Here is a 25,200-nt window from a genome sequence, read left to right as displayed (position 1 = left end):
GTTATGGATTCAGTTTCAGGACCGTGCCTTCGACCGTGTGCTCGCCCGTGGCCGACGACGTGACCGTCGTTCCGCGCACGCTATGGCTTTGGGAGCCGGTCGATGCGACGTTGACGCCCTGGATCGTGATCGTGCCGTCGCGCTTCATCACGATGCTCGACATCCCGCAGACGAGCGAAAGCTGATCGCCGGCGTTGACGGTGACCTGATGCTGCACGTTCGTCGTCTGGTTCGCGCCGACGTTGACGGTGTGTTCGCCGCCGACCGTGTGCGTATGGGCGTTCGCAATCGTCGATGTACGTGCACCGATTTCCTCGGTATGCGACGACGCAACCAGCGTCTTCATGTCTTGCGAAGTCGTTTGATACATCTGTCCGACGTTCAGCGTCTTGCCTTCGCCGATCGTTTCAGTCTTGGCTTTCGCAACCGTCTCGGTATGTATTCCACCAATGGTCGCGTCGCGATTCGCGGCGATCGTCACGGTTTCGTTCTTGCCGACCGTTCGCGTGCGATTCCCCCCCACCCCATGCGTCTCATCCACCCCGATCTGCGCGACCCGGTTCTTGCCGATATTCACCGTCTCGTCCTGCCCGACACTCCGTTGCCGGTTGTTCTTCACCTGCATCGTCTCGTCGTTTCCGACCGTATGCGTGTGGTTGTTCCCGACGGACAGCGAATGATCGACCTCCGTCTCCGCATCGAAATTGCGCTCAGCGTGCATCCACAGTTGCTCGGCGCCCTTCTTGTCCTCGAACCGGAACGCGTTCGCATGGTCGGTTGTCCCGCCGGGCGACGAGCGCGACAGCAACCCGCTCTGCGTCGCACTGCCCGGTAACCCCCACGGTGGCATCTTCTCGCCGTTGTAAACCCGCCCCGTCACGATCGGCTCATCCGGATCACCATTGAGAAAATCGACAACGACCTCATCGCCGACGCGCGGGATCTGCACGCCACCGAATCCACCGCCCGCCCAAGGGCTCGACACGCGCACCCAGCACGACGAATCCTGGTTGCTCTGCCCATACCGATCCCAGCGAAACTGCAGCTTCACGCGCCCGTACTGGTCGGTCCAGATCTCCTCGCCGGGCGGTCCGACAACGGTCGCCGTCTGCGGCCCGTTCGTCCGCGGGCGCGGCGTTTCACGCGGCGATCGATAAGGCAGGCTCGACGGCTGCACGAGCATCGTCGTTCGATGCACGACAGCCTCCGCGCCCTGATCGCTCGCATACGCGTTCTCCTGGAAACGGTATCGACACCGCACGATCAGGTACTCGCGGTTCTGATCGGCACGCGGGCAATGCGCAAGCGTGAACAGATACCCGGGCGCGGCACCGCGCACGTCGGTATCCGCACTCGCCCGCTCATGCTCGGCCTGCTGCTCCTCGAGTCTCACGCGGCTGTAATGCGCACCAGGCGCATCGTCGCGATACCCGCCCGGCCATTCGAACGACGCAAAACTGTCGTGATCATGCCCACGCGGATCGACCTTCTGCGACGAGAGATCCGCACGCGGCTTCATATAGTCGTAGTCGGCGGTCTGATGCTTGCCGACGCTCACCTCCTGCGCGGGCAGCCAGCCGTCGACGCGTTCCTCGTCGGCGATCGCGGTGCGATCCTGCGCGATGTACGGGATCGTTTCGTAACCGGGCAACGCGACGTGCGACGACATCGCATCGCACAGCACGAGCGTATGACTGTCGGCCGCGTGCCGGAAATAAAAATAGATGCCCTCGAACTCCATCAATCGCGTCACGAACGCGGTGTCGGTCTCGTTGTACTGCACGCAGAACTCGCGCGGCACGTACGCATCGGTCAGCTTGTTCTCGATGGGGAAGCCGTAGGGCGCGAGCACTTCCTGCACGATGTCGGGCACGGTGCGATTCTGGAAAATTCGGCAATCGGAGCGGCGCGTCGCGAGCCACAGCCATGGCCGCACGACCAGTTCGTAGCCATAGTGCCGCTCGGCGCGCCGGCCGCAGAGCGTCGCGCGCGCGACGATGCCGTTCAAGTAACGCGTCGACAGGTCCTGCTGCTCGATCCGCACGGTCACGGGCTTGCCGAGCATGTCCTTCAGCGACAGGCTATGGCTGTCCGCCAGCGCGTCGATCCGGAATTCGAACAGGCGGCCGAGTTCGTCGCTGCCGTCGAGCGCATGGAATTTCAGGTCGTCGCCGTGCGGGCTGTCGAGTGTGAATACGCGATTCACGTCGTTCCCTCCTCGTCGAACCGGTAAGCGAATTCGCCGCCGGCCGCGCTCACCTCGATCGAAGCCAGCGCGCGGCCTTCGAGCGTGGCCTCGAGGATCGCGCGGCCGATGCGCGGCATCACGGTATGCGTGAGGATCGCGTCGACCATGCGGCCGCCGGATTCGATCGTCCGGCAGCGCTCGACGATCAGCGCGGTCGCCGAATCGGTGCAGCGCAGCCGGATGCCGTGATGCAGATCGATCCGCTTCTCGAAGCGCCGCAACTGCAACTCGACGATGCGCGCGAGCGTCGCATCGGTCAGCGGGTAGTACGGCACGACGGTCAGCCGGCCGAGCAGCGCGGCGGGGAACACGTCGAGCAGCGGCGCGCGCAGCGCATCGGCGAGCGCCTGCATGTCGGGCAGATGGTCGGGGTCGCGGCACAGCTGCATCACGCGCTCGGCGCCGACGTTGGATGTCAGCAAAATCACGGTATGCCGGAAGTCGATGTCGCGCCCTTCGCCATCTTCCATCCAGCCCTTGTCGAACACCTGGAAGAACATCTCGTGCACGTCGCGGTGCGCCTTCTCGATCTCGTCGAGCAGCACGACGCTGTACGGCCGCCGGCGCACGGCCTCGGTGAGCACCCCGCCCTGCCCGTAGCCGACGTAGCCGGGCGGCGCGCCCTTCAGCGTCGATACCGTGTGCGCCTCCTGGAACTCGCTCATGTTGATCGTGATCGCGTTGCGCTCGCCGCCATACAGCGTGTCGGCCAGCGCGAGCGCGGTCTCGGTCTTGCCGACGCCGGACGGCCCGCACAGCAGGAACACGCCATGCGGTTTGGTCGGGTCGTCGAGCTTCGCACGTGCGGTCTGAATCCGTTGGGCGATCAGTTCGACCGCATGGTGCTGGCCGACGACACGTTCGCCGAGCGTTTCGGCGAGCTTGAGCACGGCCTGCGTCTCGTCGCGCACCATCCGGCCGAGCGGGATGCCGGTCCAGTCGGCGACGACGGCGGCGACCGCATGCGTGTCGACGGCGGGCAGCACGAGCGGTGCGTCGCCTTGCATCTCGGCCAGCGCCTGCTGCGCGGCTGTGAGGCGCGACAGGGCATCGGCGCGTGCGTCGCTGGTGAGCGCGCGCGACGGCGCGTCGTCGAGCAGCGCGGCGCGCGATTCGACGATCGAGGCCAATGCGTCGCGCTCGGCTTGCCAGCGCGTATCGAGCCGATCGAGTTCCGCCTGCACGGCGGCAAGCTCGGCATCGATCGCGTCGCGCCGCGCGGTGTCGCCGCTGCCGAGCGCGCACTCGCGCGCGATCCGTTCCCGCTCGACGCGCAGGCCGTCGATGCGTCGGCGCGCGTCCTCGATCGGAGCGGGCACCGCGTGCTGGCTGACGGCGACGCGCGCGCAGGCCGTGTCGAGCAGGCTGATCGCCTTGTCCGGCAACTGCCGCGCGGGAATATACCGGTGCGACAACGTCACGGCGGCCTGCAGCGCATCGTCGAGCATCAGCACGCGGTGGTGGGCTTCGAGCTCCGCGGCGAGGCCGCGCAGCATCGTCACGGCGGCGGCTTCTTCGGGTTCGAGAACATGCACGAGCTGGAAGCGCCGCGTCAGCGCGGGATCCTTCTCGATGTACTGCTTGTACTCGGACCAGGTGGTCGCGCCGATGGTGCGCAGCAGGCCGCGCGCGAGCGCCGGTTTCAGCAGGTTGGCGGCGTCGCCGGTGCCGGCCGCCCCGCCCGCGCCGACGAGCGTATGGACTTCGTCGATGAAAAGGATCGTCGGCCGCTCGGACGACATCGCTTCGTCGATCACGCCGCGCAGGCGGCTCTCGAATTCACCCTTCACGCTCGCGCCGGCCTGCAGCAGCCCGATGTCGAGCAGGCACAGCGCGACATCTCGCAGAGACGGCGGCACGTCGCCGGCGGCGATGCGCAGCGCAAAGCCTTCCGCGACAGCGGTCTTGCCGACGCCGGCCTCGCCGACCAGCAGCGGGTTGTTCTGCCGGCGCCGCAGCAGGATGTCGACGATCTGGCGGATCTCCGCGTCGCGCCCGACGACGGGGTCGATCTCGCCTGCCCGCGCTCGGGCGGTCAGGTCGACGGCGAAGCGCGCCAGGGCCGAGCCTTCCGCGGCTGGCACACCGCGCATCGCGGCGGCGTCGGCGCCGGCGCCAAGGCCCGAGTCGCCACGCGCAGCCGGTTGCGCCTCGGGCGAACCGTCGACGATCGATGCGAGTTCGTCGGCGAGCACGTCGGGCACGATGCGCTCGAACTCGCGTGCGATCGCGTACAACACGCCGCGCAACTGCGGCGTCTTCAGGATCGCGAGCAGCAGGACCGCGCCGCGAATCCGCGTCGCGTCGTATTTCAAGGTCGCATAGACCCACGCACGCTCGACCGCGTCGTCGATGTGCACGGACAGGTCCGACACCGATCCCGCGCCACGCGGCAGCCGATCGAGCGACGCGACGAGGCCGCGCTCGATCGCGGCCTCGTCGATCTCGAACCGGCGCAGCACGCGCTGCAGGTCGCCGTCGGGCCGCTGCAGGAGCTGCTTGAACCAGTGCGCGAGTTCCACGTACGGATTGCCGCGCAGCCGGCAGAATCCGGTCGCCTGCTCGAGCGTCTCGTAGAGGAGCGGGTCGAGCTTTCCGAACAGGTTGACGCGGCCGATATCGGACATGACGGTTCCCGTTTAGGCGGTTTCGCGATGAGGAGCGGCGCCGGTGCGCGGCGGGCCGCCACGGCGCGCGTCGTAACGGACGATGAGATCGCGCGCGGGCCCCGCGTCGAGCCGTTGCCCGAGCCACGCGGTACGGCCGAGGCCCTGCGGCACGCCGAGTGCGATCGCGGGCACCGCGTCGGCCGCCAGTTCGAGCTGGACGTCCCAGTCGAACTCGATGCCGACGTATTCGCGCACCCAGTGCGCGAGCTGCCGCGCGTGCGGGCCGCCCGGCAGGAAGCGCCGGTACGCGTCGAGCGATAGCGGCCCGAGCACGATCCGGAAATGGGACTGCGCGTCGCGCACCGCGATGCCGAGCGCGACGCCGCCGACGCGCAGGGTCGGCCGCGTCGCACGGATCACGCAGCGCTGCGAGCGCTCGATCGCGACCCAGCGCGGCACGTGCTCGACGATGCGCGCGTCGACGCCGAAATGGCGTCGCAGGATCTGCACGAGCCCTTCCGGGTTGCGCGTGTGCCGCACGAGATGACCCGCGTGGAAATAAAGCGCATGCGGCGCGAGCGTGTCGGCGGCCGTGCGTTCCGCATCGGCCTGCGCGGCCGGCCTGTCGTCATGCGCGGTGCGCCCGATGAGGCTCGCGACATACGCGTCGAACCGTGCACGCCCGGGACGATCGAGGCTCACCGTCGGTTGCGCGTCGGCCCATGCGCGGTAGAACAGCAGGATCAGCCGGTGATGAAACAGGTCCGCGAACGCGGCGAAGGTCGGGTCGTCGTGCTGGGCCGCGCGCTCGTGCGCGTATTCGGTCAGGTGGGTCGGCAGCGGACCGTTCGGTCCGAACAATCCGAAACCGTGGATCGCGATGCGCGGCCGCGTGGCGCCGCCGTCCCCGTCGTATCCGTCGTATCCGCCGGCCACCATCGACGCCGCGAACGCAAGCGACGGCCGTTGCCCGAGCCGCACCGGTTCGTCGCGCGGCCGCGCGGCATGGCCGAGCGGTGCGCGGCCTGACGACAGCGCGTCGAGCCAGCGCAACGCCTGGAACAGGTCGTAACCGTGCGGCGCGGCGCGTAGTTGCGCCCACCACGCATCGCGGCGGGCGGATTCGACGGCCGATCGAGCGCCGGGTGGCGTGCCGTGTTTCATATCGCGGGCCGTCTACCGATGCGCGCAGGCCAGTGCGCGAGCGTGCCGCGCTGCACGCTGGTCAGCACGCATTCGGCGAACGCATTGATCGAAACATGCCGCGCGAAGAACTGTTCGAGCACCGCGCCGAGCAGGAACGGGCTGTCGCCGGAGAACGCATGATCGTCGACGGTCACGTCGACCTGAACGCCACGTCCGAACATCAGCGGGCCGAGCGCCGGCAGCCGCCGGAACACCGGCGAGAACGCGACGCGCCGCACGCCGTCGATCTGCCGGCGCATCGCGGCATCGGCCGGGTCGGCGTGCAGGCCGAGCAGCTCGCGCAGCGCATGCGCGCCCTCGTCGTCGTCGAGATCGGTCAGCGTCTGGCGGGCGAGCCCGAGATGGCGAACGAGCCGCCAGGCCGTCTGTGCGTCGGCGATCGGCGGGCGCGGCCGCGACGGGCCGCGAATCGCGACGATGCGTTCGACGGGCGCCGAGATGCGCAGCGTGAATGCGTTCGCGTCGCCCGGCGGCGGCAGCAGCGCGAGATCGCGGTTCGTGCACAGCGTGTCGACGGACAGGTAGCGCATCGTCTCGTCGTACGGCGCGCACTGGCTGTCGACGAGCGACACGTAGGTTTCGCTGCCGACGTAGCCGGTGCGCGTGCCGTTCGCGCGTGCCTGCTCGGACACCAGCCGAGGCTCGCGCCGCACCGTGTAGTACGCGCCGTAGTTGCCGTCGTCGCGCGCGAACGACGCATGGAACGGCCGGAATTCGCGCGACCGGCCATCGTCGCGCTGCTCGCTCGCAAGCCGCTGCACGGCATAGACCTCGTGATCGAGCGGCCGGCTGCGGTCGACGACGACATGATGCTCGCGCGCGCCCGGCTGCAACAGGATGCGGTCGCCGCGACGTGCGAACAGGTTCACGGCCGGTGTGCAGTTCAGCGCCAGATGCCGCGCATCGACGGCCGCCTCGAGCGCGGCGTCGTGGCGATCGAACAGCACGGTCAGCTCGCATTCGTCGCCGGTGGCGCGCGCGAGCGCGGCGCGCAGCCCGCCGATGCTGAAGAACAGGAAGCGCGCCGGAAACGCGAAATACTCTCGCAGCAGCCGGTAGCCGTGGAAGCTGCGCCCGTCGTCGGGCAGGATCGCCTGCGCCGGATCGAAGCCCTCATGGACGATCGCATCGGCGTCGAGCGTGTGCAGCCACCTCGGCGGCTGCCCCGGGTCGTGGCAGACGGCGCCGAGCGCGTGCGCGGCGATCAGTTCGAGCAGGTGCAGCGCGTCGCGTTCCGGGCCCGCGAGATGAAAGGTCAGCCGCTCGAGCGGCAGTTGCGACAGCCTGGCGCCGCCGCGCGCCTTGAGCCGGATGCGCAGCGCGCCGCGCACGTCCTGGCGTGCCGGCACGGCGCCGCGCGGCAGCCACGACGGCGCGCCGGTGACGGCCGCATCGGTCAGCTCGAGCGGCCACAGCGTCAGGTCGTGCGCGGTACGGAATTCGCACGCGGTCTGCTCGGACGCGGCGGCCCGCGCGCGCAGCGCGGTGCCGGCGGGAAGCCGCCAGCCCTGCGCGAGGCTGCCTTCGTTCGGCATCGGCGCGAACCGAACGATCGCCATCGACGGCAACGGCGCCAGATAGCCCGGATACACGGCGTCCAGCAGCGCCTGCGTGAAGCGCGGAAATTCGGCATCCATCTTCAGCTGCACGCGCGCGGTGAGGAAGCTGAAGCCTTCGAGCAGCCGTTCGACGTACGGATCGGGCGGCCCCGATTCGGTGAGCCGCAGCCGCGCGGCGACCTTCGGAAACTGCTGCGCGAATTCGTCGCCGAGCTCGCGCAGGTATGCGAGTTCGCGGTTGTAGTAGTCGAGCAGGCGCGTATCCATCGTGTCAGTTTCCCGCAGCCGGCCGCAGCGACATCGCGCCCGTCTCGAGATCGAGGTCGGAGCGCAGCACGAATTCGACCGGATGCGGGATCGACCACAGCGTGCCGCGAATCTCGAACAGCAGCACGTTGTGACGCCGTTCGCCGGCGCGCCCGTCCGATGCATCGGCGACGCTGCGGACCTCGACGCTGTCCGGCGCGATGCGCGGCTCGAAGCGCACGATCGCGTCGCGGATCGACGCCTCGACCGACATCCGCTCGACGCCCGACATCGGCTTGCCGACGAGCGGCCGCATCCCGTAGTTGAGCACCGAGGCCTGCGCATGCGCGAACGCGGCCCAGTCGACGAAGCCGTCCTCGGCGTTGCGCGTATTGAGCAGCCACGCGAGATCGCGCAGCACGGCCGCGCGCAGGCGCTCGGCGCCGATCCCTTGCGTGCCGGGCGGATCGGCCGTGCGCTGCGGCGCGTCGTCGGTCAGCCGGTCGAGCAGCGCGGGCTGCAGCCGGTCGCGCACACCGGCGTGCCGGCCGGCGCCGGCTTGCGGGTCGTCCATCGTCATCGCTCCACCGTCACATCTCGGTGTTTTCCTTGATGTTCCAGCCGACCGACACCTCGGCGCCCTTGCCGCCGTTGTCGTTCTGCTGCCAGTACTGCTTCTTCACCTTCGCGGCCTGGAAGCCGTAGTGCATCATCAGCCGGTCGGCCGCGTCGCCAGGGTCGATGCCCGCGACCTGCGCGGACGTGACGAGCACTTCCTGCAGCGTCACGCGCATGAACTCGACCTGCGTGCCGCCGGTCTTGCACGCGGAGATCTCGACCTTCGGCAAGTGCTTGCCGCTCGCGCAGTTCTTGACGATCGCCGGCGCGCCCTTGTCCATGTACGCAGCGACGACGAGATCGTTGAAACTCGCCTTGCCCGCGTTGCCGCCGCTGCCGCTCGCCATCGCGCCCGGCTGGCTCGCGCCCCACGTGAACGATTCGATGTCGGTCCAGCCCTTGTGCTGCGCGTCCGCCGATTCGCCGGTCACGCCGTCCACCTTCATAAACATTGCCACGCCCATTGCCGTCTCCGTTTCGGTGCGAAATCAGGTTGAATGCCGTATCGAATGCCGCGTGCCGCTCACTCGTTCGCCGCCTTCGCCGATGGCAGGCGCGAGATGAGCCGCAGCGACACGGTGAGCCCTTCGAGCTGGTAATGCGGTCGCAGGAAGAATTTCGACGTGTAGTAGCCGGGGTTGTCCTCGACCTCGTCGACGACCACCTGCGCGGCGGCCAGCGGCTTGCGCGCCTTGGTTTCCTGGGACGAGTTCACGGGGTCGCCGTCGACGTAGTTCATGATCCAGTCGTTGAGCCAGCGCTCCATGTCGTCGCGCTCGCGGAACGAGCCGATCTTGTCGCGCACGATGCATTTCAGGTAGTGCGCGAAGCGGCAGCACGCGAACAGATAAGGCAGGCGGCCGGACAACCGCGCGTTCGCGGTCGCGTCCGGGTCGTGATATTCGGCCGGCTGGTACAGCGACTGCGCGCCGATGAACGCCGCGAAATCCGAGTTCTTCCGGTGCACGAACGGCATGAAGCCGTTCTTCGCGAGCTCGGCCTCGCGGCGGTCGCTGATCGCGATCTCGGTCGGGCATTTCTGGTCGACGCCGCCGTCGTCGGTCGGGAACGTGTGGCTCGGCAGCCCTTCGACGGCCCCGCCCGACTCGACGCCGCGAATCGACGAGCACCAGCCGTACAGCTTGAACGAGCGGTTGATGTTCGCGGCCATCGCGTAAGCCGAGTTCGCCCACGTGTAGCGGTCGTGATTCGCGGCGTCGGTGTCTTCCTCGAAGTCGAATTCGTCGACCGGATTGGTGCGTGCGCCATACGGCAGCCGCGCGAGAAAACGCGGCATCGCGAGGCCGACGTAGCGCGAATCCTCCGACTGTCGCAGGCTGCGCCAGCCCGCGTATTCGGTGTTCTGGAAGATCTTGGTGAGGTCGCGCGGATTCGACAGCTCCTGCCACGAATCCATCTGCATCAGTTCCGGCGACGCGCCCGCGATGAACGGCGCGTGCGCGGCCGCCGCGATCTTCGACAGCTCGCCGAGCATCTCGACGTCCGGCGGGCTGTGATTGAAGTAGAAGTCGCCGACTAGGCAGCCGAACGGCTCGCCGCCGAACTGCCCGTATTCCTCCTCGTAGATCTTGCGGAACAGCGGGCTCTGGTCCCACGCGACGCCCTTGTAGCGCTTGAGCATCCGCGCGACCTCGTTGCGCGACGCCGGCAAGGCCTTGATCTTCAGCAGCTCGTCGGTCTCGGTGTGCGTGACGAGGTAATGCAGGCCGCGCCATGCGCCTTCGAGCGTCTGGAATTCGTCGTGATGCAGGATCTGGTTGATCTGTTCGGACAGCTTCCGGTCGATCTCCGCAATGATCTGCTTCACGCTGCCGTATGCGTCGGTCGTCATGCCGACCGTATGTTCGAGCGCCTGCTGCGCGAGCGTGCGCACTGCGCGCTCGACCGACTCGCGCGCCTCGGCGGTCTTCGGCTTGAACTCCTTCTGCAGCAGCGCGGCGAACTCGCCGTGCGCGACGGCCGGCTGCGCGGCGTCGCGGGTGTTGCGAGTTTCTGCGCGGGACTGGACGGGGTCATTCATCGCGGGCCTCCGGTTGGGTCGCGTCGCCGGCCTGCGCGTCGGCGCGCGGTTCGCGCACGAGCGTCTTCAGCAGGTCGGGATCGTTGATCGCGCGCTCGATCAGCTGCTCGGCGCCGTGCTTGCCGTCCATGTACGACAGCAGGTTCGACAGCTCGGTGCGCGCCTCCAGCAGCCGGCGCAGCGCGTCGACGTTGCGCGCGATCGCCGCCGGCGAGAAATCGTCGATCTGCTCGAACGTCATGTCGACGTTGAGCATCCCTTCGCCCGTCAGCGTGTTGGGCACCTGGAACGCGACGCGCGGCGCGACCGACTTCATCCGCTCGTCGAAGTTGTCGACGTCGATCTCGAGGAACTTGCGCTCCGGCAAATCCGGCAGCGGCTCGGCACGCCTGCCCGCCAGGTCCGCGATGACGCCCATCACGAACGGCAGCTGCACCTTGCGCTCGGCGCCGTAGGTCTCGACGTCGTACTCGATCTGCACGCGCGGCGCCCGATTGCGCGCGATGAACTTCTGTCCGCTGCCTGCCGCCTTGGTTCTGTCCGTCATCGTCCGCTCCTTCACATCGATCAGATTGCGTGTACGTCGCCGCCGCCGGGCGGCTTGCCTCATTCGCTCCGCTCGCCGCTCAGCAGGTCCAGCTTCGGCAGGCTCTCCGGAGCGAGGTCCCGGATGATTTCGTAGAAGTCGAGCGCGAGCAGCCGCTGCGCGCGCCGCAGCAGCAGCGGCGCCGGGTGGCTCGGCTCGTGCAGTTCGAAATAGCGGCACATCTTGTCGAGGCCGAGCCGCACGTCGTCGCGGCTCGCGACCTCGGCATCGCGCCAGGCCTCTCCGTGCGGCAACGCGGCCGGCGCGGACGCGGCGTGCGCGGCGCCGGATGCGGCCGGCGTTGCCGGAATCGAACCGTCCGCCGGCCGTGCCGCTTGCAGCGGTGCCGGCTCCGGCATTTCGCGCACGATGCGTTGCAACGCCTTTTCCGTGTCGCTCGCATCGGGCGACCATTCGCTGCCGAGCCGGTCCGTGACGTGCGTGCGGATCGCATCCAGCGCACCCAGCACCGCGCGCACCGCGTCGATCGGCGCGCGGCCGTCGTCGCGTGCGGTCGACAGCGCGGCGACCAGGCCGTCGCGGCTGCCTGCGGCCGGGTCGCCCGTATCGTCGCGGCCGTCGAGCGCGCGTTCGGCGTCGCGCACGCTCGGGCCGCCATCGAACAGCGGCTGGCGCCGCGCCGCGCGCGCGCATTCGTGCGCGCCGGCGACATCGGCCAGCGCGTTCATTCGCAATGTCGGATCCGGTTCGCCATCGGCGTCGAGGCGCGGATGCAGGTCGTCCCACCAGCGCTCGATCAGGCCGGCGACGACCGCGAGCCCGTCCGCGTAGCCCGGAATGCCGTGCTGCTCGGTCCAGCTGCGCGCGAGATACGCGGCGACACGCAAGTCCTTCGTCCGCTCGCCCAGCGCGAGTGCGAGGCGCTCGACCGCGCGCCAGTCGGGCGTCTCGGCCGGAATCACGGTGTCGCCGTATTGCTGCTCGGCGCGCGGTGTCGCCCGCGCCTGAAGCTGCAGGTAGTCGGCGTCGTATTCGAGGTTCGGACCGCACGGGGCTTCGGGCGAGACCGCCGCCAGCAACCGGCCGATCAACCCGGCGCGCGGCGTCGCGGCCGGCAAACCGGGCGACGGCGAGGACAATGCGGCGGCGGCCGGCGCCGCCTGGCTGACGTCATTCGAATGCATAGTCGATGTTGACCGGTTTGCTGCCGAAGTCGATCGCCACGGTGCGGTGCAACGGCGGCAGCGAGCCGTTGCGGATCTCGATCTGATAGACGCCCGGTGTCAGCGACACCGAGCGCAGCGGCGGGCTCGCGCCGCGCCGTGCGCCGTTCACGTACACGTCGCCCCACGGACGCACATTGAAACGGACCTGGACGGTCTCCTGTTTCGGCGGGCGCTGCTCGACGGCCGGCGCGTTGATCGCCGCGACGGCTGTCGCCGCTTCCGATGGCGACGCCGGCGCGGGCACCGGTGCGGCCGACGGCGACGCAGCAGCCTCCGACGGCGGCACGTTGACGACGCGCTCCGATGCGTCGAGGCTGCCGGCCGGCGCGATGGTCGCGCTCGAACCCGCTTGTGACGGCGTGACGCCGGCGATGTCCGTGGCGGTCGTCGCGACCTGCGGCGCGGAAACGGCAGCCACCGCGGCGGGCGTGCTGGCCGGCGATGGCGGCGGCACCTGCGCGGAGGATCCGCCCGGCATGCTCGACGGCGGCACGACGATCGGCGTCGGGCCACGCTGCGCGAGCATCGCATCCGACGCGCCGGCCGAGGACGCGACGCCGGCCGGCGGCTGGCTTGCGCCGGCTTCCGGTTCGCCCGCGACTTTCGCGGGACGCGACAGATAGGTCGCGGCGATGCCAACGACGATCAGCGCTGCCAGCGCGCCACCCACGTAGGTCTTCGTGCGCCGGTTGCCCGCCGCGATGAACGATGGGCGGCGCGGCGGGTGGATCGGAGGCGCTGCGCCCGGCGAGGGCGTGGATGTGGAGGCGCCAGCAGCGCCAGCAGCGCCAGCAGCGCCAGCAGCGCCAGCAGCGCCAGCAATCGGCGGTGCCGTTCCGTTCAGGTTCCCTGTATCCGTTGCACGGCCTTGCCCACTGTCCGCCCCGGCGCTTGCCGATCGCATGCCGGCATCGCCATGCATTTCGGTCCTCGAAGCCGACCGGTCGTCGTGCGACGCTTCCTTTGCATGCTCCTCATCGTCTTCACGTCCATCGGACAGCCCCGTTTTCGCGCAGGGCGACAACGCCTGCGATACGGATGACGAAGCAGTTGAAGACGCGGACGACGCCTGTGAAGCCAGCGCTCCCGCAGCCGCACCCGAAACGCCGGAAGCAACCTTCCCTGCTCTGCCGCCCCCGGCATCGGCCGCCGGCGACACAACGGCCGCACCATACCCGCCGCCCGGCCGGTCGAGATCGCGCAACCCGAGTTCCGCCGCGAACGCCGCGACCGACTCCGGCCGATCCGGGATCCGCAACTGCAACGCATGATCGATCGCCGCGAGGAACGCCGGGCTGTACACCTCGCCGGCCGGCAATTCGCGCGACGCGAGCGGCCGGTACGTGTCCTTGATGCTGCGCACGACGGCCGCAGGCGGCAGTTCACCGGTGATCAACGCGTGCATCACCGCGCCGAGCGCGTAGAGATCGGTCCACGGCCCCTGGCTGAAAGCGGGGTCGTCGGTGTATTGCTCGATCGGCGCGTAGCCGGGCTTGATCATCATCGCGCCGTCGTCGACGAGATCGCCGATCCGCTTGCGCGCCGCGCCGAAGTCGAGCAGGATCGCGCTGCCGTTCGGGCGGATCAGCACGTTGTCGAGCGCGACGTCGCGATGGAAGCACTGCGCGCGATGCAGCGTGTCGAGCGCGCCGAGCAGCGCGCCGACGATGTTGCGCAATTGCGTCTCGCTCATCCGCACACCGCCGTCGAGCAGCTGCTTGAGCGTGCGCCCCTCGTAGAACGGCATCACCATGTATGCGGTGCCGTGGCTCTCCCAGAAGTGCAGCACCTTCACGAGCCCCGGATGGTCGAATTGCGCGAGCAGGCGCGCCTCGTTGAGGAACGCGCCGCGTCCCGCGTCGAACGCCTGGGCGAACCGCTCGGAGCGCAGCGACACCGTGTAGTCGCCGCCGCGCGTCGCGAGCATCGACGGCATGTATTCCTTGATCGCGACCGCGCGCCGCAACGTGCGGTCGAACGCACGATAGACGATGCCGAAACCACCGATGCCCAGCACCTCGTCGAGCTGCAGCTCGCCCAGGCGATGACCGAGCGGCAGCGGCCGCACCGTGAATTCGGGTGCGTCGCCGCGGGTCGCCGTGTCGTGCTCGTTGTCTCTCGATGAAGGGTCCTTCATGTCTACCTCGCGATACCGCATCCGTATTGCCTGCGTTGCCTGCCTCCGACCGCCGGCCGGCACCGTCAGCGACCGCCGAACAGTGTCAGGAACAGCGCGTTGTCGGGTGCGCCCGTATGCGCATGCGTGCGCAGCGGCGAGCCGTCGGCGCGATTGGTCCACCAGAAGCTCGTCCCGCCGTGCGGATCGAAATAGCCGGACAGCCCGGGCCATGCGGCGAGCGCCGGCCGCTCCGGCAGCGTCGCCGTGATCCCGTCGACCACGTCCGCCGTCGGCCCGTCGCCCGGTGCGAGCCGCACGCGGTCGAGCGTCTCCTCGAGGTCGACCGGCGCGCGCGCATGCCGGATCGCGTCGAGCAGTGCATGGCCGATCTGCCAGTAGAACGCGTCGGCGGCGTCCGGCAGCCCGTTCCAGTAATCGGCCGCCGGCATCGCCAGCGTGACGACCACCGGGTAGTAACGCCCGACGCGGTCGCAGCTCGGCGCGAGACAACCGGCCTGCACGCACGACGCGCCGGCGCCCGTCGGCACCAGGAAATTCCAGACCGGCGCGACCGTGTAGTGGCGCGCGATCTCGTCCGGGCCGCGCTGGCGCATCGCGCCCATCCCCTGCTGAAGCCAGCGTTCCCACCACTGCGCGAGCGCATGCGGCAGCCGGCTGTTTACGAAGTCGCCGGCGCCGGGAATCTTTCCGTACCAGGCCGGGGCGTCGCCATCGGCGCGCGTGAGCGGCGGGAGGCGGCTCATTGCTTCGGAGGGCATGTAAAGGACTCCATCTGGGGCAGCCTGAACGGATTGCGGACACTGCCCGCATTCACCTGCAGCACGAGCGGTTTGCCGTCGACGGTGAAGCGCGCGACCATCTGGTCCGACCCGCGCCCGGCCGACACGGCCGCGCGGTCGAACAGCCGGTGCAGCGCCCACGGGCCGCCGGTCGTGAAGCCGTCGGTCGCGCCGGCCTGCCCCGACACCTGCAGGCGCACCTGGTTGCTGCCGCGCGTGCCCGGCCAGTCGACCGCGCTCTGCACGAGCGGGCCGTGCGCATAACGGACGATCTGGCCGTCGACATCGAGCACCATCTCCGTGAGCGACGGATCCATTTCGAGCGGCTGGATCTGCACCTTCAATTGCGCGGTGCGTGCGCCGCCGAAATACACGTCGCGAATCACCGCGGCCTTCTCGAACGACGAAAGCATCGCGGCAGCAGCCGGATCGGCGTCCGCATTGCGGTTCGCGAAACGCCACGGGTGCGACGTCGTATCGACGATCGACTGCAGGTTCTTCTGGTAGAAATCGTCCATCAGGCCGCCCGGCGCGAACATCTGCGCGAAGTCCGCCGGGGCGACGTCGCGCGACGATCCGCGCGCGAACGGGTAGCGACCCGCGATCGCCTGCCGGCAGAAATCGCCGACGTTCGCGCCGGCCCGCTGCGCGACGCTGCGCTGCTCGACGGTCGCGACGCTGCCGTTCGCGACGTTCGACAGGTCGTCGAGCACTTCACGGAACGGCGTGGGCAGCCGGCCCGCCTGCGCGCGCAGCCGCGCGGGCGCGTCGGACGGCGGCGGCTGGGCGCCGCTGCGCAGTGCATCGTCGGTGGCCGTCAGGTACGTATAGAGCGCGTCGATCGACTTCAGCACCGCGTCGAACGCCTGCGCCTGGTCGCCGCTGCCCGGCGCGAACGCGCGCAGTCCGGCGAAGTGGCTGTCGACCACCTGCTCGGGGCTCGCGGGCGCCGCGGCCGACGGATTCGCGTCGCTCGCGCCCTGCCCCGCGAAGATCTGCGACAGCGAACTGCGCGCCTCGTCGACCTTGTCCTGCGCGCGCGACGCGAGATTGCGCGCACCGCCCGGCGCATCGCCGAGCGCCGTGTCGCGCGCGAGCGCGATCATCAGCCGGGTGAGCGGCGAATCCGCCGACGACAGCGCGCGCGCGACCTGGATGCTCTGCGCGAGCGTCGCCGTGCGCTGCAGCTTGAGGTCGGCGAGGTAGTCGTCCCAGATCTTCAGATAGTCGTTCAGGTACAGCTGGCGGATGTCACGCGCCCATGCGGCGGCGTCGTTCGGCCCGGGGATCTCGGACAGCCCGAGATTCAGCACCCATACCTCCTCGCGCCCGTATGCGTCGACCTCGCCCGCGAGGCGCGACGCGAACGCGTTCCGATAGCCGTTGCGCGTATACAGGCCCGGCACGCCTTCCGACAGCGGCTTGCCGCTCTGGCGGCGGAACACGAGCGACGCGTCCGGCCCCACCGCGCGCGCGACGCTGAAATCGAACGCGGACGTCGCCGTCCGCAGCGTGCGCGTGAGCTGGCGATACAGCCGCTGCGAGAATGGCACCTGCCGCAGCCGGTCGCGTACGTCGGCCACGAGCCGCTCGTTCATCGGATACGGCGACACGGCCACCCGGTTGCCGAACAGCGCGGCGAGATGCGCGCGCAGCGCCGAGCGTTCGGCCGGCGAGAAATCGGGCGGCAGCGCGCGCTCCATTTCCAGGTCGACGACGGCCTGCACGAACGCAGGATCGTAATGCGCGCTGTCGTACAGCATCAGGTAGGCCTTCAGCGCCGCATACGCGTAGTCGGTTTCGTCCGGCCGTGCATCGCTCAGCGCGGCCTCCATCCGGCGCGCGGCGATCGGCAGCAGCACGTCGTCGAGCGCGCGCCGGTACACGGCGTCGACGGCCTCGTCGATCTTCTCGCCCTGAAACAGCCCCCAGCGGTACGCGAGCGGTGGATGCGAGCGGTCGACGCCGCCGGCATTCGCAAGCCCGCCGAGCGCATCGAGCACCGGCAGCAGCCGCGCGATGTCGGTCGCATCCGAGAACTTCGCGCCGGCGATCTGCGCATCGACGGCGGGTACCTGCTGCGCGATCCGGTCGAGATACGCGCGATTGTTCGCATAGCTGCGCAGCCAGGCAGCCAGCACGACCACGCTCACGAGCGCGAGGAGCGCATAGCCGGCGATCTGCAACACGCGCCGCTTCTGATGCCAGCGCAGGTCGCTGCCGGCGAGCGCGGCTTCGCGGAAGATGTGCTCCTGCAGCAGCGACTTCAGGAAGAAGCTGCGCCCGGTCGAGCCGACCTGGGCAACCGGCGGCACGCCCTCGATCTTCAGGAAGCGCTTGATGCCGCTCATTACGCGGTCGAACGCGGTGCCTTCCTGCGTGCCGCTCGTCAGGTACACGCCGCGCAGCATCGGCATCGGCTCGAAGCTCGACACGGAAAACACTTCGGCGACGAACTGGCCGAGCATGTCCTGCAAGTCCGCGACCTGCTGCGGCAGCAGGTACGCCATCTCGCGCTGGCGCGCATCGGTCTGCGTCGCGAGCAGTTCGGGCAGCCCGTCGTTCAGCCGCTGGTGCAGCAGCCGGTATTCGCGGTCGAATGCGGCGCGCAGGTCGAAGCCCGGCGCCTCGCTCTGCGCGAGCGGGAACGTGAAGCCCCACACCTGCGCGCATTCCGCGCGGCCGAAGCCGCCGAAATACTCGGCGAAGCCGGCCAGCAGGTCGGCCTTCGTCACGAGCAGGTAGACGGGAAACCGGATGCCGAGCTGGGCGCGCAGCTCGAGCAGCCGCTTGCGCAGCACCATCGCATGCTGCGTGCGCTCGGCTTCCGACGCGCCGACCAGATCGGCGACGCTGATCGTCACCATCGCACCGTTCAGCGGCTGGCGCGTGCGGTACTTCTTCAGCAGCTCGACGAAGCCTTTCCACTCGGCTTCGTCGAGTGCGCGGTTGCCTTCATGGGTCGTGTAGCGGCCGGCCGTATCGATCAGCACCGCGTCGTTCGTGAACCACCAGTCGCAGTGCCGGGTGCCGCCCACGCCGCGAATCGCGGCACGGCCGAACTGCTCGGCCAGCGGAAAACTGAGCCCGGAATTGACGAGCGCGGTCGTCTTGCCCGAGCCGGGCGCACCGATGAACACGTACCACGGGAGCTGGTACAGATACTGGCGCGACATCCGGTCGAACCAGCGCGCCAGCCCCTTGCGCGCGGTGTCCGCCTGCCCGAAGCGGACTTTCTTCAGCAGCGCCGCGGCCTCGTCGAAGCGGCTGCGCAGCTCGTCGAGCTGGGCCTTGGCCGGATCGTCGGGGTTGGCCGGCCCGGGCGTGGCCTCGCGCAACTGGTTCAGCAACTGCGCGTTCAGGCGGCTCGCGTGCCAGCTTCGCCACGCCACGCGTGTGCCCCACGCGGCGAACAGCACCGCGATCGTCACCGCGCGCGCCCAGCCGCTCTCGAGCGGCCGGATCTCGGCGAACGCGAACAGCGGTCCGGCGAGCCACACGAAACACGCGAGCACGACGAGACCGGCGAAGGTCCAGATCTCCCGCGACGGCAACGGCCTGACGAAACGTGCGACGGCCTGGTTCATGTCAGTGCGCTCCCTGCGTCGCGTCGACGGCGGCACTGCCGGGCGCCGGCAGCAGCGTGATCTCGACGCGCCGGTTCAGCGCGCGATTCGCGGGCGTATCGTTCGGCGCGACCGGATCGAGCGTGCCGCGCCCCTCGGCCGCGAGTCGCTCCGGATGATCGAGGCGCGCGGCGATCATGCCGCGCACGGCCTCCGCGCGCTCGCGCGACAGGTCCCAGTTCGACGCGAAGCGTGCCGTATGCACCGGCGTGTCGTCGGTATAGCCGGTCACGCGGACGTTGCCGGGCACCTGGTCGAGCGCATCCGCGACGCGTGCAAGCACCGGTGCGTAACGGTCGATCACCGACGTCGAGCCGGACTTGAACAGCCCGTCGCCGCGCAGCACGATCACGCTGCGATCGGCGTCGTCGCGCACCGACACGAGGCCGGCCGCGATCTCGGGCGCCAGGAACTTCGCGACGCGCGGCGCCGGCGCCGGGCGCGGCGATGCCTGGGCAGGCTGCAGCTTCGGCACGTGCAGCGCGTCGATCGACGCGAACAGCCGGTCCGAATGTCCGGCCAGCGCGATGCGCAGCCCGACGAACGTGCCGAAGCCGATCAGCAGCGCAAGCGCCACGCAGACCCAGAGCGGCACGATGAAGCGACGCGACACGTCGCGCGTGACGACGTCGCGCCAGTGCGGCGACAGCGCGGGCTCGAATTCGCCGCGCACCGAGCGGATCGTGTGAGCCAGTTGCCAGCGCAGCGCGCCGAGCTCGGCATGACCGTTGTCGAGCACCCGATAGCGGCCCTCGAAGCCGAGCGCGAGACAGAAATACTGCAGCTCCAGCAGGTCGAGGTGCTGGCGCGGCTGCCGGGACAGGCGTTCGAGCAGGTGGAAGAACTTCTCGCCGCCCCAGGTTTCGTTGTGGAACGAGACGAGCAGGCTGTGCGACGACCACACGCTGCCGCCCCACGGCGTCAGCGCGGCTGCTTCGTCGAGCGCCGTGCACAGGCAGTAGCGCGCACCGATGATCGCCTCCGACGGCACGCCGGCTTCCTGCGCGCGCGCCTCGAACTGACGGATCTCGACGACGAGATGCTCGCGCAGCCACGCCGGATTCGGATGATGGACGGTCGAGCGGATCTGGGGCACGAGATTGAGCAGCGGGTTCGCGGCCGCGACGAGCGGGTTCGTGCCGCTCGCGGCCCAGCGTCCCGGGCGCGGCTGCGTGGCCGTCGGCCCGGCCGCACCGGCCGCGGCTGGCGGATGCATGCCACCCGGATTCGGCGGCACGAATCCGCCTGCGCCGGCGGAAATCGAATCGGAGGAAGAATTCATCGCGCTGCCCCGCCCTCACCCGCGAATCGCCCAGAACTCCATCGAGAGCCCCGGAAATTCGCCGGCGAAATGAAATGCGAGACCGCCGGAGCGCGCCAGCTGCTTCCACAGGTCGCTGCCCTTGTCGATCTCGAAGTACGTATGACCCGCGTGATACGGGATCTGCCGCGGCGCGACCGGCAACTGGCGCATCGTGATGCCCGGCAGCTGCAACTGCACCAGGTCGCGGATCCGCTCGACCGGGCCGAGCTTCGCCTGCGCGGGAAACCGCGCGCGCAGGCTGTCGGCCGGCACGTCCGCGCGCACGGCCAGCACGAAGCCGGCCGTGTCGCGCAGCGCGGGATCGGCGAGCGTCGCGACCCGGATGCCGTTGCCCGCGTCGCGCAGCTCGATCTGGATCGCGTTTTGCTCCAGCACCGTCGACAGCGACCGGCGCAGCTCCGTCATCAATTCGGCGAAGCTCGTGCGCAGGTCGTCGTGCACGTAGACGGCGAGCGATTGCGGACGCCGGCCGGCCGCCGTGAACGTGCTGAGGTCGCATGCGAGCTTCAGCCAGTCGCGGAACAGCGACTCCGGATGCGTCGCGACGTCCTGCTGCGCGTGCCAGGTCAGCGCCTGGTAGCGGTTCACCAGTTGCAGCAGCAGGAAATCCGCGACTTCCGATACGCCGCCGCGCCCCGGCTCCGACAGGCGCTCGGCCAGCGCGTCGCTGCGCTGCGTCAGCAATCCGTGCAGCTCGCGCGTGTATGCCAGCAACGCCGCATCGCGCTGCGCGACCAGGCGCGGCGGAATGTAGCCGTCGTCGACGAGCAGCCGCGCGTCGGTGCGCCGCTCGACGATCCGCACGACGCCGAGCGCATGCCAGTCGCCGGTCAGCTCGGTGTCGAGCATCAGCCGGACGTTCAGGCGCCCCGTTTGCAGCAGTGCGGGGCCGAGCGCGACCGCGTTCGCATCGGCCACTTCGTATTCGCGCACGACGTAGCGCGCGACGTCCATGCCGCCGTTACCGCCTGCGTCCACGCCGAACGACACCTCCTCGCCGCCGCCGCGCCACAGCGGCAGTGCAAGCACGACGAGCTGATCCTTCGCATCGGGCGGCACATCGAGCGGCTCGGGCAGATCGTCGGGATGCGTCAGGTCGAACGGCGTGCCGTCGCGCATCACGCCCGCCGCCGCGCGTAGCGCGACCTTGCCGAGCGCGAGCTGCTCCCGGTCGATCTCGAGGGTGTCGAAGCCCCAGTAGAACCCCTGCAGCGGCAGGCAGCGCAGCGCGACGTAGCGCTCCCAGTACCGCTCGAGCTGCTGGAAATGCTGCGGCCGAAGGAACATCCCTTCGGTCCACACCACGCGCTGGCGCAGCGCGGCGACAGGCGTCGCGGACATCGTCGGTTCGGTCATGGGCGCCCCCGCGTGTCGTTCAGCGCGAGACCGCCGTTCCTGACCGCGATCGACAGCTTCAGCTCGCCAGGCGACGTCTGCCAGAACTTGTATACGTTCAACTGCTTCGCGCGCGGCAGCGGCACCGTCAGGCGCCAGCGGTTCTTGTCGAGCATCCGGTATTCGGCGATCACGCCGATCGCGCCCGCCTCGACGTTGCCGCGGTAATGCAGCGTGCGCGACTCGCCCGGGCGCAGGATCACGCGGTCGGTGCCGAGCAGGTCCGCGCCGAGGATGTTCTCGGGTTTGTCCTGGAGCGAGAAGAAGTCGGCGCCGTCGAACGTCGATGCCGCGCGCAGCTGGAACACCTTCAGCACGATCGGCGAAGGCTTGCGGTTGAGGTCCGGATTGACGTCGGGCGCCACGTCGACCGTGATCGCATACGGCACCGCGGCGGCACGCTCGGTGGCGCCGCATCCGGGCAACAGCAATCCACATCCCAATACGATGAACCCGCTCGACCGCCAGCGCATATTTCACCCTCGCAGCGCAATAATCCCCCCGTCGATTTCCGTACGCGAAATCGACGCATCGAATTAAAAGGGGACGATTAATTGACCGGTAATTACGTGACCTGCATATCCTTCCACTCAAATTTCATTCGGCAATTTATTCTTGTAAAAAGACGGGTCAAATCTCCAATTACGGGACGGAATCGAAATTGGGGAGATGGCGATGAATTGATTTCTGTCATTTTGAAAAGGCGTGTTAGTCCGGCCGGTTCGCCACGGCGGCCCGGTTCTATTGCATGGACACTTGCTGTATGGACGCTGAACCCAAGCCTGACGGCCGTCGGCGATGGGTGGCGACGCCCTGCGGGTCGTGTCACGCTGTTTGCGTTGCCCGAACGGCAGGCCGGTCTTACGATCATTGACCGGCGCTGGGCAAACAACTGACGAATCCCAAAAAAGCACAGCGAACTATAGAATCGATTTTATGGATTAACAAGTCGAAAACCCGGAATCGATTTGAGTGGCAACTCGAACGCAATTCCCAAGTTGAAACAAAACGTAACGACGACATCACCTGCCGTGATTGGCACTAGAATCCAACAGCGCTTGTGCGCCACCTTCCAATAACGCAAATATTTCATTTCAAAATGAAAGGCCGTTCATCGATCGTGATTTTCCTCGGCGCCTTGCTGCTGGGAATCGGTGGATGCAGCACGTCCCCCACGCAGTCGGCGGCGCGCGCCGCGGTCGACAGCGCGCGCGCGGCGTATGGCGCCGGCGACTACGGACGCACGATCGCGATCCTGAGCCGAGCGAAGGAGATCGACGGGGCCGATACCGACACGCAGGTCGCCGCGCACAAGCTGCTCGCGTTCAGCTATTGCGTGACGAACCGCATCGCGCAGTGCCGCGCCGAGTTCTCGAAGATTCTCGACCTCAACCCGCGCTTCGACTTGTCCCCGGCCGAGAAGGGACATCCGGTCTGGGGGCCCGCGTTCGAGTTCGCGCGCCGCAGACATGCGTCGTCGTCCTGACCGAACCGGAATCCCCGCGAGCGTTTCCTTACCGAGCGACGTGTGACATGCAACTGATCGTGATCGAACATGCCGGCGAGCCGGTCGAAAGCGACTCCTACGACGCCGTCGTGTTCCACCCGCCCGGCGGCACCATCGGCCGGGCGACCGACAATCATCTCGTGCTGCGCGACGACACCCGGCAGGTTTCCCGGCTGCAGGCCCTGCTGCAGGTCGGTGACGATGCGTGCCTGCTGAAGAACCTGAGCAGCGTGTCGACGATCGAGGTGAACCGCGAGCCCGTCGGCTATGCACAGGAGCGCGAACTCAATACCGGCGACATCATCCGCATCGGACCCTACGTGCTGCGTGCCGAGCGTGACGACGGACATGACGCGCCGGTCGTCGACATGCCCACCGCTGCTTCCAGCGCGCGCGCCGACACGCCGGGAACCGCCGCACACGCGCACGTCGACGCGAAGACGACCGGCAACCGGTTGTGGGGCCTGCTGCAGGATCGCCTCGCTCCGCGCGGCAAAGCAGCGGACACCGGCACGCGATCCGGCACGGCGGCGCGCAGGGAGGCGGCGCAGCCCGCGAGCCGCGCCGCGCCGCCGGTGCCATCGCAACGCGATCTGAATCAGTTATCGACCGACCCGCTCGACTTGTTTGTACCGTCGTCGCCCGATATCGGTGGATCGGGTTCGGCGTCTCCGTCCGAACGCGGCAAGGCGGATCGCGGCGCGTCGTCCGCGACGCAAGCCGATCATGCGCCCGAGTGGACGCAGCACGTGCGTGTGCAACCGGCGACGGCGCATGCCGAGCCACGTCCCATCGATGAGCCTGCACCGCAGGCGAACCGCGTGCCGACGCCCGATGAATTGCTGAACGCGTTCTTCGCGGGCGCCGGACTCGATACCGCCGCCGGGTCGCATCAATGGTCGGCCGAACAGCTGTACATCGCGGGGCAGTTGCTGGCGCTGTTCGCGAACGGCACGGTCGAGCTGCTGTCGTCGCGCAGCATCCTGAAGCGGGAGGTGAAGGCGCACATGACGATGCTGCTCGATCGCGAGAACAATCCGCTGAAGCTGCTGCCGGACGGCGGCGCCGTGCTGCGCCAGATGTTCGGGCTGCCGCTGCCCGGCTTCATGTCGCCGCAGAGCGCGGTCAGCGACGCGTTCCAGGATCTGCATGCGCACCAGATCGGCATGGTCGCCGGCATGCGCGCCGCGCTGATGGACCTGCTGACGCGCTTTTCGCCGCAACGGCTGCGTGAGCGCGACGATGCGATGCGCTGGTACGAGAAGCGCGTGCCCCCGCTGTACAAGGCGAGGATGTGGGACCGCTACGCGGCGACGCATCGCGACACGGTGTTCGCGATCGAAGACGATTTCGCGTCGGTATTCGGCAAGGCGTTTCTCGCCGCGTACGACGCGGAAGTGGAAAGCTATCGCGGCAGCAGCCGGCATTGAGCGGCGATCGCGTCCTCGGGCTTGTCGAAATCGCGGATCGCCGCGACCGGGCCCGTCACGCTGCGCAACGCGCTTGCGCACCCGTCAGTCTTCCGTAGCGGCAGTCGCGGAAGACGCCCGTATCCGCATGACGGTTTGACGCGAGGTGCCGAATTTACGTGCGACCTCGCTGACCGACAGGCCTTTGTCGAGCGAACGCATGACGCGCTCCTGATCGTGGCGCGACAGCGAGGCTGGCCGGCCAGTATGCTGTCCGCGTTCCTGCGCGAACTTCAGGCCGTTCTGGCTGCGTTGGCTTCTCGTCGCGATTTCCATTTGGACGATCGCGCGCAGCGTTTTGACCGCTTGCCGTTCGGGACGGCCTGCGAGGTCCACGTTGCCGAGCTCGACGCACAGGACGGAAATTCCTTTGTCGCGACATGCCATCAACGTCGAAAGTACATCGCGCGCGCTGCACCCGAGCGCGGAAAGTTCGAGTACCACCAGAGAATCGCCGGGAGCAACACGCCGCAAGAGACCCTTCAGTTCCGGCCGACCGGCTGCCGCGACGTACGGGTGCACATGTTCGATCGCGGTGCGGCTGAGCACGACGGTGTAACCGGCCTTGTCGAGCTCGAACAACTCCTTTTCCGGATCCTGACCATCGACGGGTTTGTTGAGGTAGAAATAAGTGCGAGCCACGACGGTGTCCTGGAGCGG

General features: G+C 68.7%; 18 protein-coding genes. 2 read left to right on the top strand and 16 right to left on the bottom strand.

Annotation, left to right across the window (positions count from 1 at the left end):
• Position 1 precedes the first annotated feature (1 nt).
• The 15 genes from tssI to tssJ form a co-directional block, all read right to left on the bottom strand.
• The gene (gene tssI, locus DIE17_RS03510; RefSeq protein WP_124920681.1) at positions 2–2,206 is read right to left on the bottom strand and encodes a type VI secretion system tip protein VgrG; all 2,205 of its coding nucleotides are present in this window, start codon (positions 2,204–2,206) and stop codon (positions 2–4) included.
• Positions 2,203–4,875 (bottom strand): type VI secretion system ATPase TssH, encoded by a 2,673-nt coding sequence (gene tssH, locus DIE17_RS03505; protein WP_124920680.1) that lies wholly within the window; start codon positions 4,873–4,875, stop codon positions 2,203–2,205. Before tssH ends, tssI begins: the two co-directional genes overlap by 4 nt.
• 12 nt (positions 4,876–4,887) lie before the next feature.
• The gene (tssG, locus tag DIE17_RS03500) at positions 4,888–6,021 is read right to left on the bottom strand and encodes a type VI secretion system baseplate subunit TssG (protein ID WP_124920679.1); all 1,134 of its coding nucleotides are present in this window, start codon (positions 6,019–6,021) and stop codon (positions 4,888–4,890) included.
• Positions 6,018–7,889, bottom strand: a complete 1,872-nt coding sequence (tssF, locus tag DIE17_RS03495; RefSeq protein WP_124920678.1) for a type VI secretion system baseplate subunit TssF — start codon at positions 7,887–7,889, stop codon at positions 6,018–6,020. Before tssF ends, tssG begins: the two co-directional genes overlap by 4 nt.
• 4 nt (positions 7,890–7,893) lie before the next feature.
• Positions 7,894–8,442, bottom strand: coding sequence for a type VI secretion system baseplate subunit TssE (tssE, locus tag DIE17_RS03490; RefSeq protein ID WP_124645676.1), 549 nt, complete (start codon positions 8,440–8,442; stop codon positions 7,894–7,896).
• Positions 8,443–8,458: 16 nt separating this feature from the next.
• Positions 8,459–8,950 (bottom strand): type VI secretion system tube protein Hcp, encoded by a 492-nt coding sequence (locus DIE17_RS03485; RefSeq protein WP_059525502.1) that lies wholly within the window; start codon positions 8,948–8,950, stop codon positions 8,459–8,461.
• Positions 8,951–9,009: 59 nt separating this feature from the next.
• Positions 9,010–10,527, bottom strand: a complete 1,518-nt coding sequence (tssC, locus tag DIE17_RS03480) for a type VI secretion system contractile sheath large subunit (protein WP_059690091.1) — start codon at positions 10,525–10,527, stop codon at positions 9,010–9,012.
• Positions 10,520–11,074, bottom strand: a complete 555-nt coding sequence (tssB, locus tag DIE17_RS03475; RefSeq protein WP_124645680.1) for a type VI secretion system contractile sheath small subunit — start codon at positions 11,072–11,074, stop codon at positions 10,520–10,522. The genes tssC and tssB overlap by 8 nt, the downstream gene beginning before the upstream one ends.
• Positions 11,075–11,133: 59 nt before the next feature.
• Positions 11,134–12,258, bottom strand: coding sequence for a type VI secretion system protein TssA (gene tssA / locus DIE17_RS03470; RefSeq protein ID WP_124920677.1), 1,125 nt, complete (start codon positions 12,256–12,258; stop codon positions 11,134–11,136).
• Positions 12,245–14,437, bottom strand: a complete 2,193-nt coding sequence (locus DIE17_RS03465) for a serine/threonine-protein kinase (protein ID WP_124920676.1) — start codon at positions 14,435–14,437, stop codon at positions 12,245–12,247. Before DIE17_RS03465 ends, tssA begins: the two co-directional genes overlap by 14 nt.
• Positions 14,438–14,502: 65 nt before the next feature.
• A complete protein-coding gene (tagF, locus tag DIE17_RS03460) occupies positions 14,503–15,198 on the bottom strand; it encodes a type VI secretion system-associated protein TagF (RefSeq protein ID WP_124920675.1) in 696 nt (231 codons plus the stop codon).
• Positions 15,180–18,806, bottom strand: a complete 3,627-nt coding sequence (gene tssM, locus DIE17_RS03455; RefSeq protein WP_124920674.1) for a type VI secretion system membrane subunit TssM — start codon at positions 18,804–18,806, stop codon at positions 15,180–15,182. The genes tagF and tssM overlap by 19 nt, the downstream gene beginning before the upstream one ends.
• Before the next feature lies 1 nt (position 18,807).
• Positions 18,808–20,127, bottom strand: a complete 1,320-nt coding sequence (locus DIE17_RS03450) for a DotU family type VI secretion system protein (protein ID WP_124920673.1) — start codon at positions 20,125–20,127, stop codon at positions 18,808–18,810.
• A gap of 15 nt (positions 20,128–20,142) precedes the next feature.
• Positions 20,143–21,525 (bottom strand): type VI secretion system baseplate subunit TssK, encoded by a 1,383-nt coding sequence (gene tssK, locus DIE17_RS03445; RefSeq protein ID WP_124645691.1) that lies wholly within the window; start codon positions 21,523–21,525, stop codon positions 20,143–20,145.
• Positions 21,522–22,037: a type VI secretion system lipoprotein TssJ gene (tssJ, locus tag DIE17_RS03440; RefSeq protein WP_124920672.1), complete on the bottom strand. Its 516-nt coding sequence runs from the start codon at positions 22,035–22,037 to the stop codon at positions 21,522–21,524. The genes tssK and tssJ overlap by 4 nt, the downstream gene beginning before the upstream one ends.
• A 626-nt stretch (positions 22,038–22,663) precedes the next feature.
• Between tssJ and DIE17_RS03435 the strand changes: the two genes are divergently transcribed.
• Together DIE17_RS03435 and tagH are read left to right on the top strand one after the other, a co-directional pair.
• A complete protein-coding gene (locus DIE17_RS03435) occupies positions 22,664–23,050 on the top strand; it encodes a TssQ family T6SS-associated lipoprotein (protein WP_124645695.1) in 387 nt (128 codons plus the stop codon).
• A gap of 47 nt (positions 23,051–23,097) precedes the next feature.
• Positions 23,098–24,501 carry a type VI secretion system-associated FHA domain protein TagH gene (tagH, locus tag DIE17_RS03430; protein WP_124920671.1) on the top strand — a complete coding sequence of 468 codons (1,404 nt, stop codon included), beginning with the start codon at positions 23,098–23,100 and terminating at the stop codon, positions 24,499–24,501.
• An 84-nt stretch (positions 24,502–24,585) separates the two neighbouring features.
• Here the strand turns inward: tagH and DIE17_RS03425 are convergent, their stop codons facing one another.
• The gene (locus tag DIE17_RS03425; protein WP_124528471.1) at positions 24,586–25,182 is read right to left on the bottom strand and encodes a recombinase family protein; all 597 of its coding nucleotides are present in this window, start codon (positions 25,180–25,182) and stop codon (positions 24,586–24,588) included.
• Positions 25,183–25,200 lie beyond the last annotated feature (18 nt).

Origin of the sequence: Burkholderia sp. Bp9099 (assembly GCF_003857805.1) — a bacterium.
GTDB lineage: Bacteria > Pseudomonadota > Gammaproteobacteria > Burkholderiales > Burkholderiaceae > Burkholderia.
The sequence above is the reverse complement of the archived record's forward strand: the minus strand, read 5'-3'. Positions and strand labels throughout refer to the sequence as shown.

Excerpts from the sequence above, each read along its gene's own strand:
- tssH (WP_124920680.1), bottom strand. The coding sequence starts at position 4,875 with ATGTCCGATATCGGCCGCGTCAACCTGTTCGGAAAGCTCGACCCGCTC.
- tssG (WP_124920679.1), bottom strand. The coding sequence starts at position 6,021 with ATGAAACACGGCACGCCACCCGGCGCTCGATCGGCCGTCGAATCCGCC.
- tssF (WP_124920678.1), bottom strand. The coding sequence starts at position 7,889 with ATGGATACGCGCCTGCTCGACTACTACAACCGCGAACTCGCATACCTG.
- tssE (WP_124645676.1), bottom strand. The coding sequence starts at position 8,442 with ATGGACGACCCGCAAGCCGGCGCCGGCCGGCACGCCGGTGTGCGCGAC.
- DIE17_RS03485 (WP_059525502.1), bottom strand. The coding sequence starts at position 8,950 with ATGGGCGTGGCAATGTTTATGAAGGTGGACGGCGTGACCGGCGAATCG.
- tssC (WP_059690091.1), bottom strand. The coding sequence starts at position 10,527 with ATGAATGACCCCGTCCAGTCCCGCGCAGAAACTCGCAACACCCGCGAC.
- tssB (WP_124645680.1), bottom strand. The coding sequence starts at position 11,074 with ATGACGGACAGAACCAAGGCGGCAGGCAGCGGACAGAAGTTCATCGCG.
- tssA (WP_124920677.1), bottom strand. The coding sequence starts at position 12,258 with ATGCATTCGAATGACGTCAGCCAGGCGGCGCCGGCCGCCGCCGCATTG.
- DIE17_RS03465 (WP_124920676.1), bottom strand. The coding sequence starts at position 14,437 with ATGAAGGACCCTTCATCGAGAGACAACGAGCACGACACGGCGACCCGC.
- tagF (WP_124920675.1), bottom strand. The coding sequence starts at position 15,198 with ATGCCCTCCGAAGCAATGAGCCGCCTCCCGCCGCTCACGCGCGCCGAT.
- tssM (WP_124920674.1), bottom strand. The coding sequence starts at position 18,806 with ATGAACCAGGCCGTCGCACGTTTCGTCAGGCCGTTGCCGTCGCGGGAG.
- DIE17_RS03450 (WP_124920673.1), bottom strand. The coding sequence starts at position 20,127 with ATGAATTCTTCCTCCGATTCGATTTCCGCCGGCGCAGGCGGATTCGTG.
- tssK (WP_124645691.1), bottom strand. The coding sequence starts at position 21,525 with ATGACCGAACCGACGATGTCCGCGACGCCTGTCGCCGCGCTGCGCCAG.
- tssJ (WP_124920672.1), bottom strand. The coding sequence starts at position 22,037 with ATGCGCTGGCGGTCGAGCGGGTTCATCGTATTGGGATGTGGATTGCTG.
- DIE17_RS03435 (WP_124645695.1), top strand. The coding sequence starts at position 22,664 with ATGAAAGGCCGTTCATCGATCGTGATTTTCCTCGGCGCCTTGCTGCTG.
- tagH (WP_124920671.1), top strand. The coding sequence starts at position 23,098 with ATGCAACTGATCGTGATCGAACATGCCGGCGAGCCGGTCGAAAGCGAC.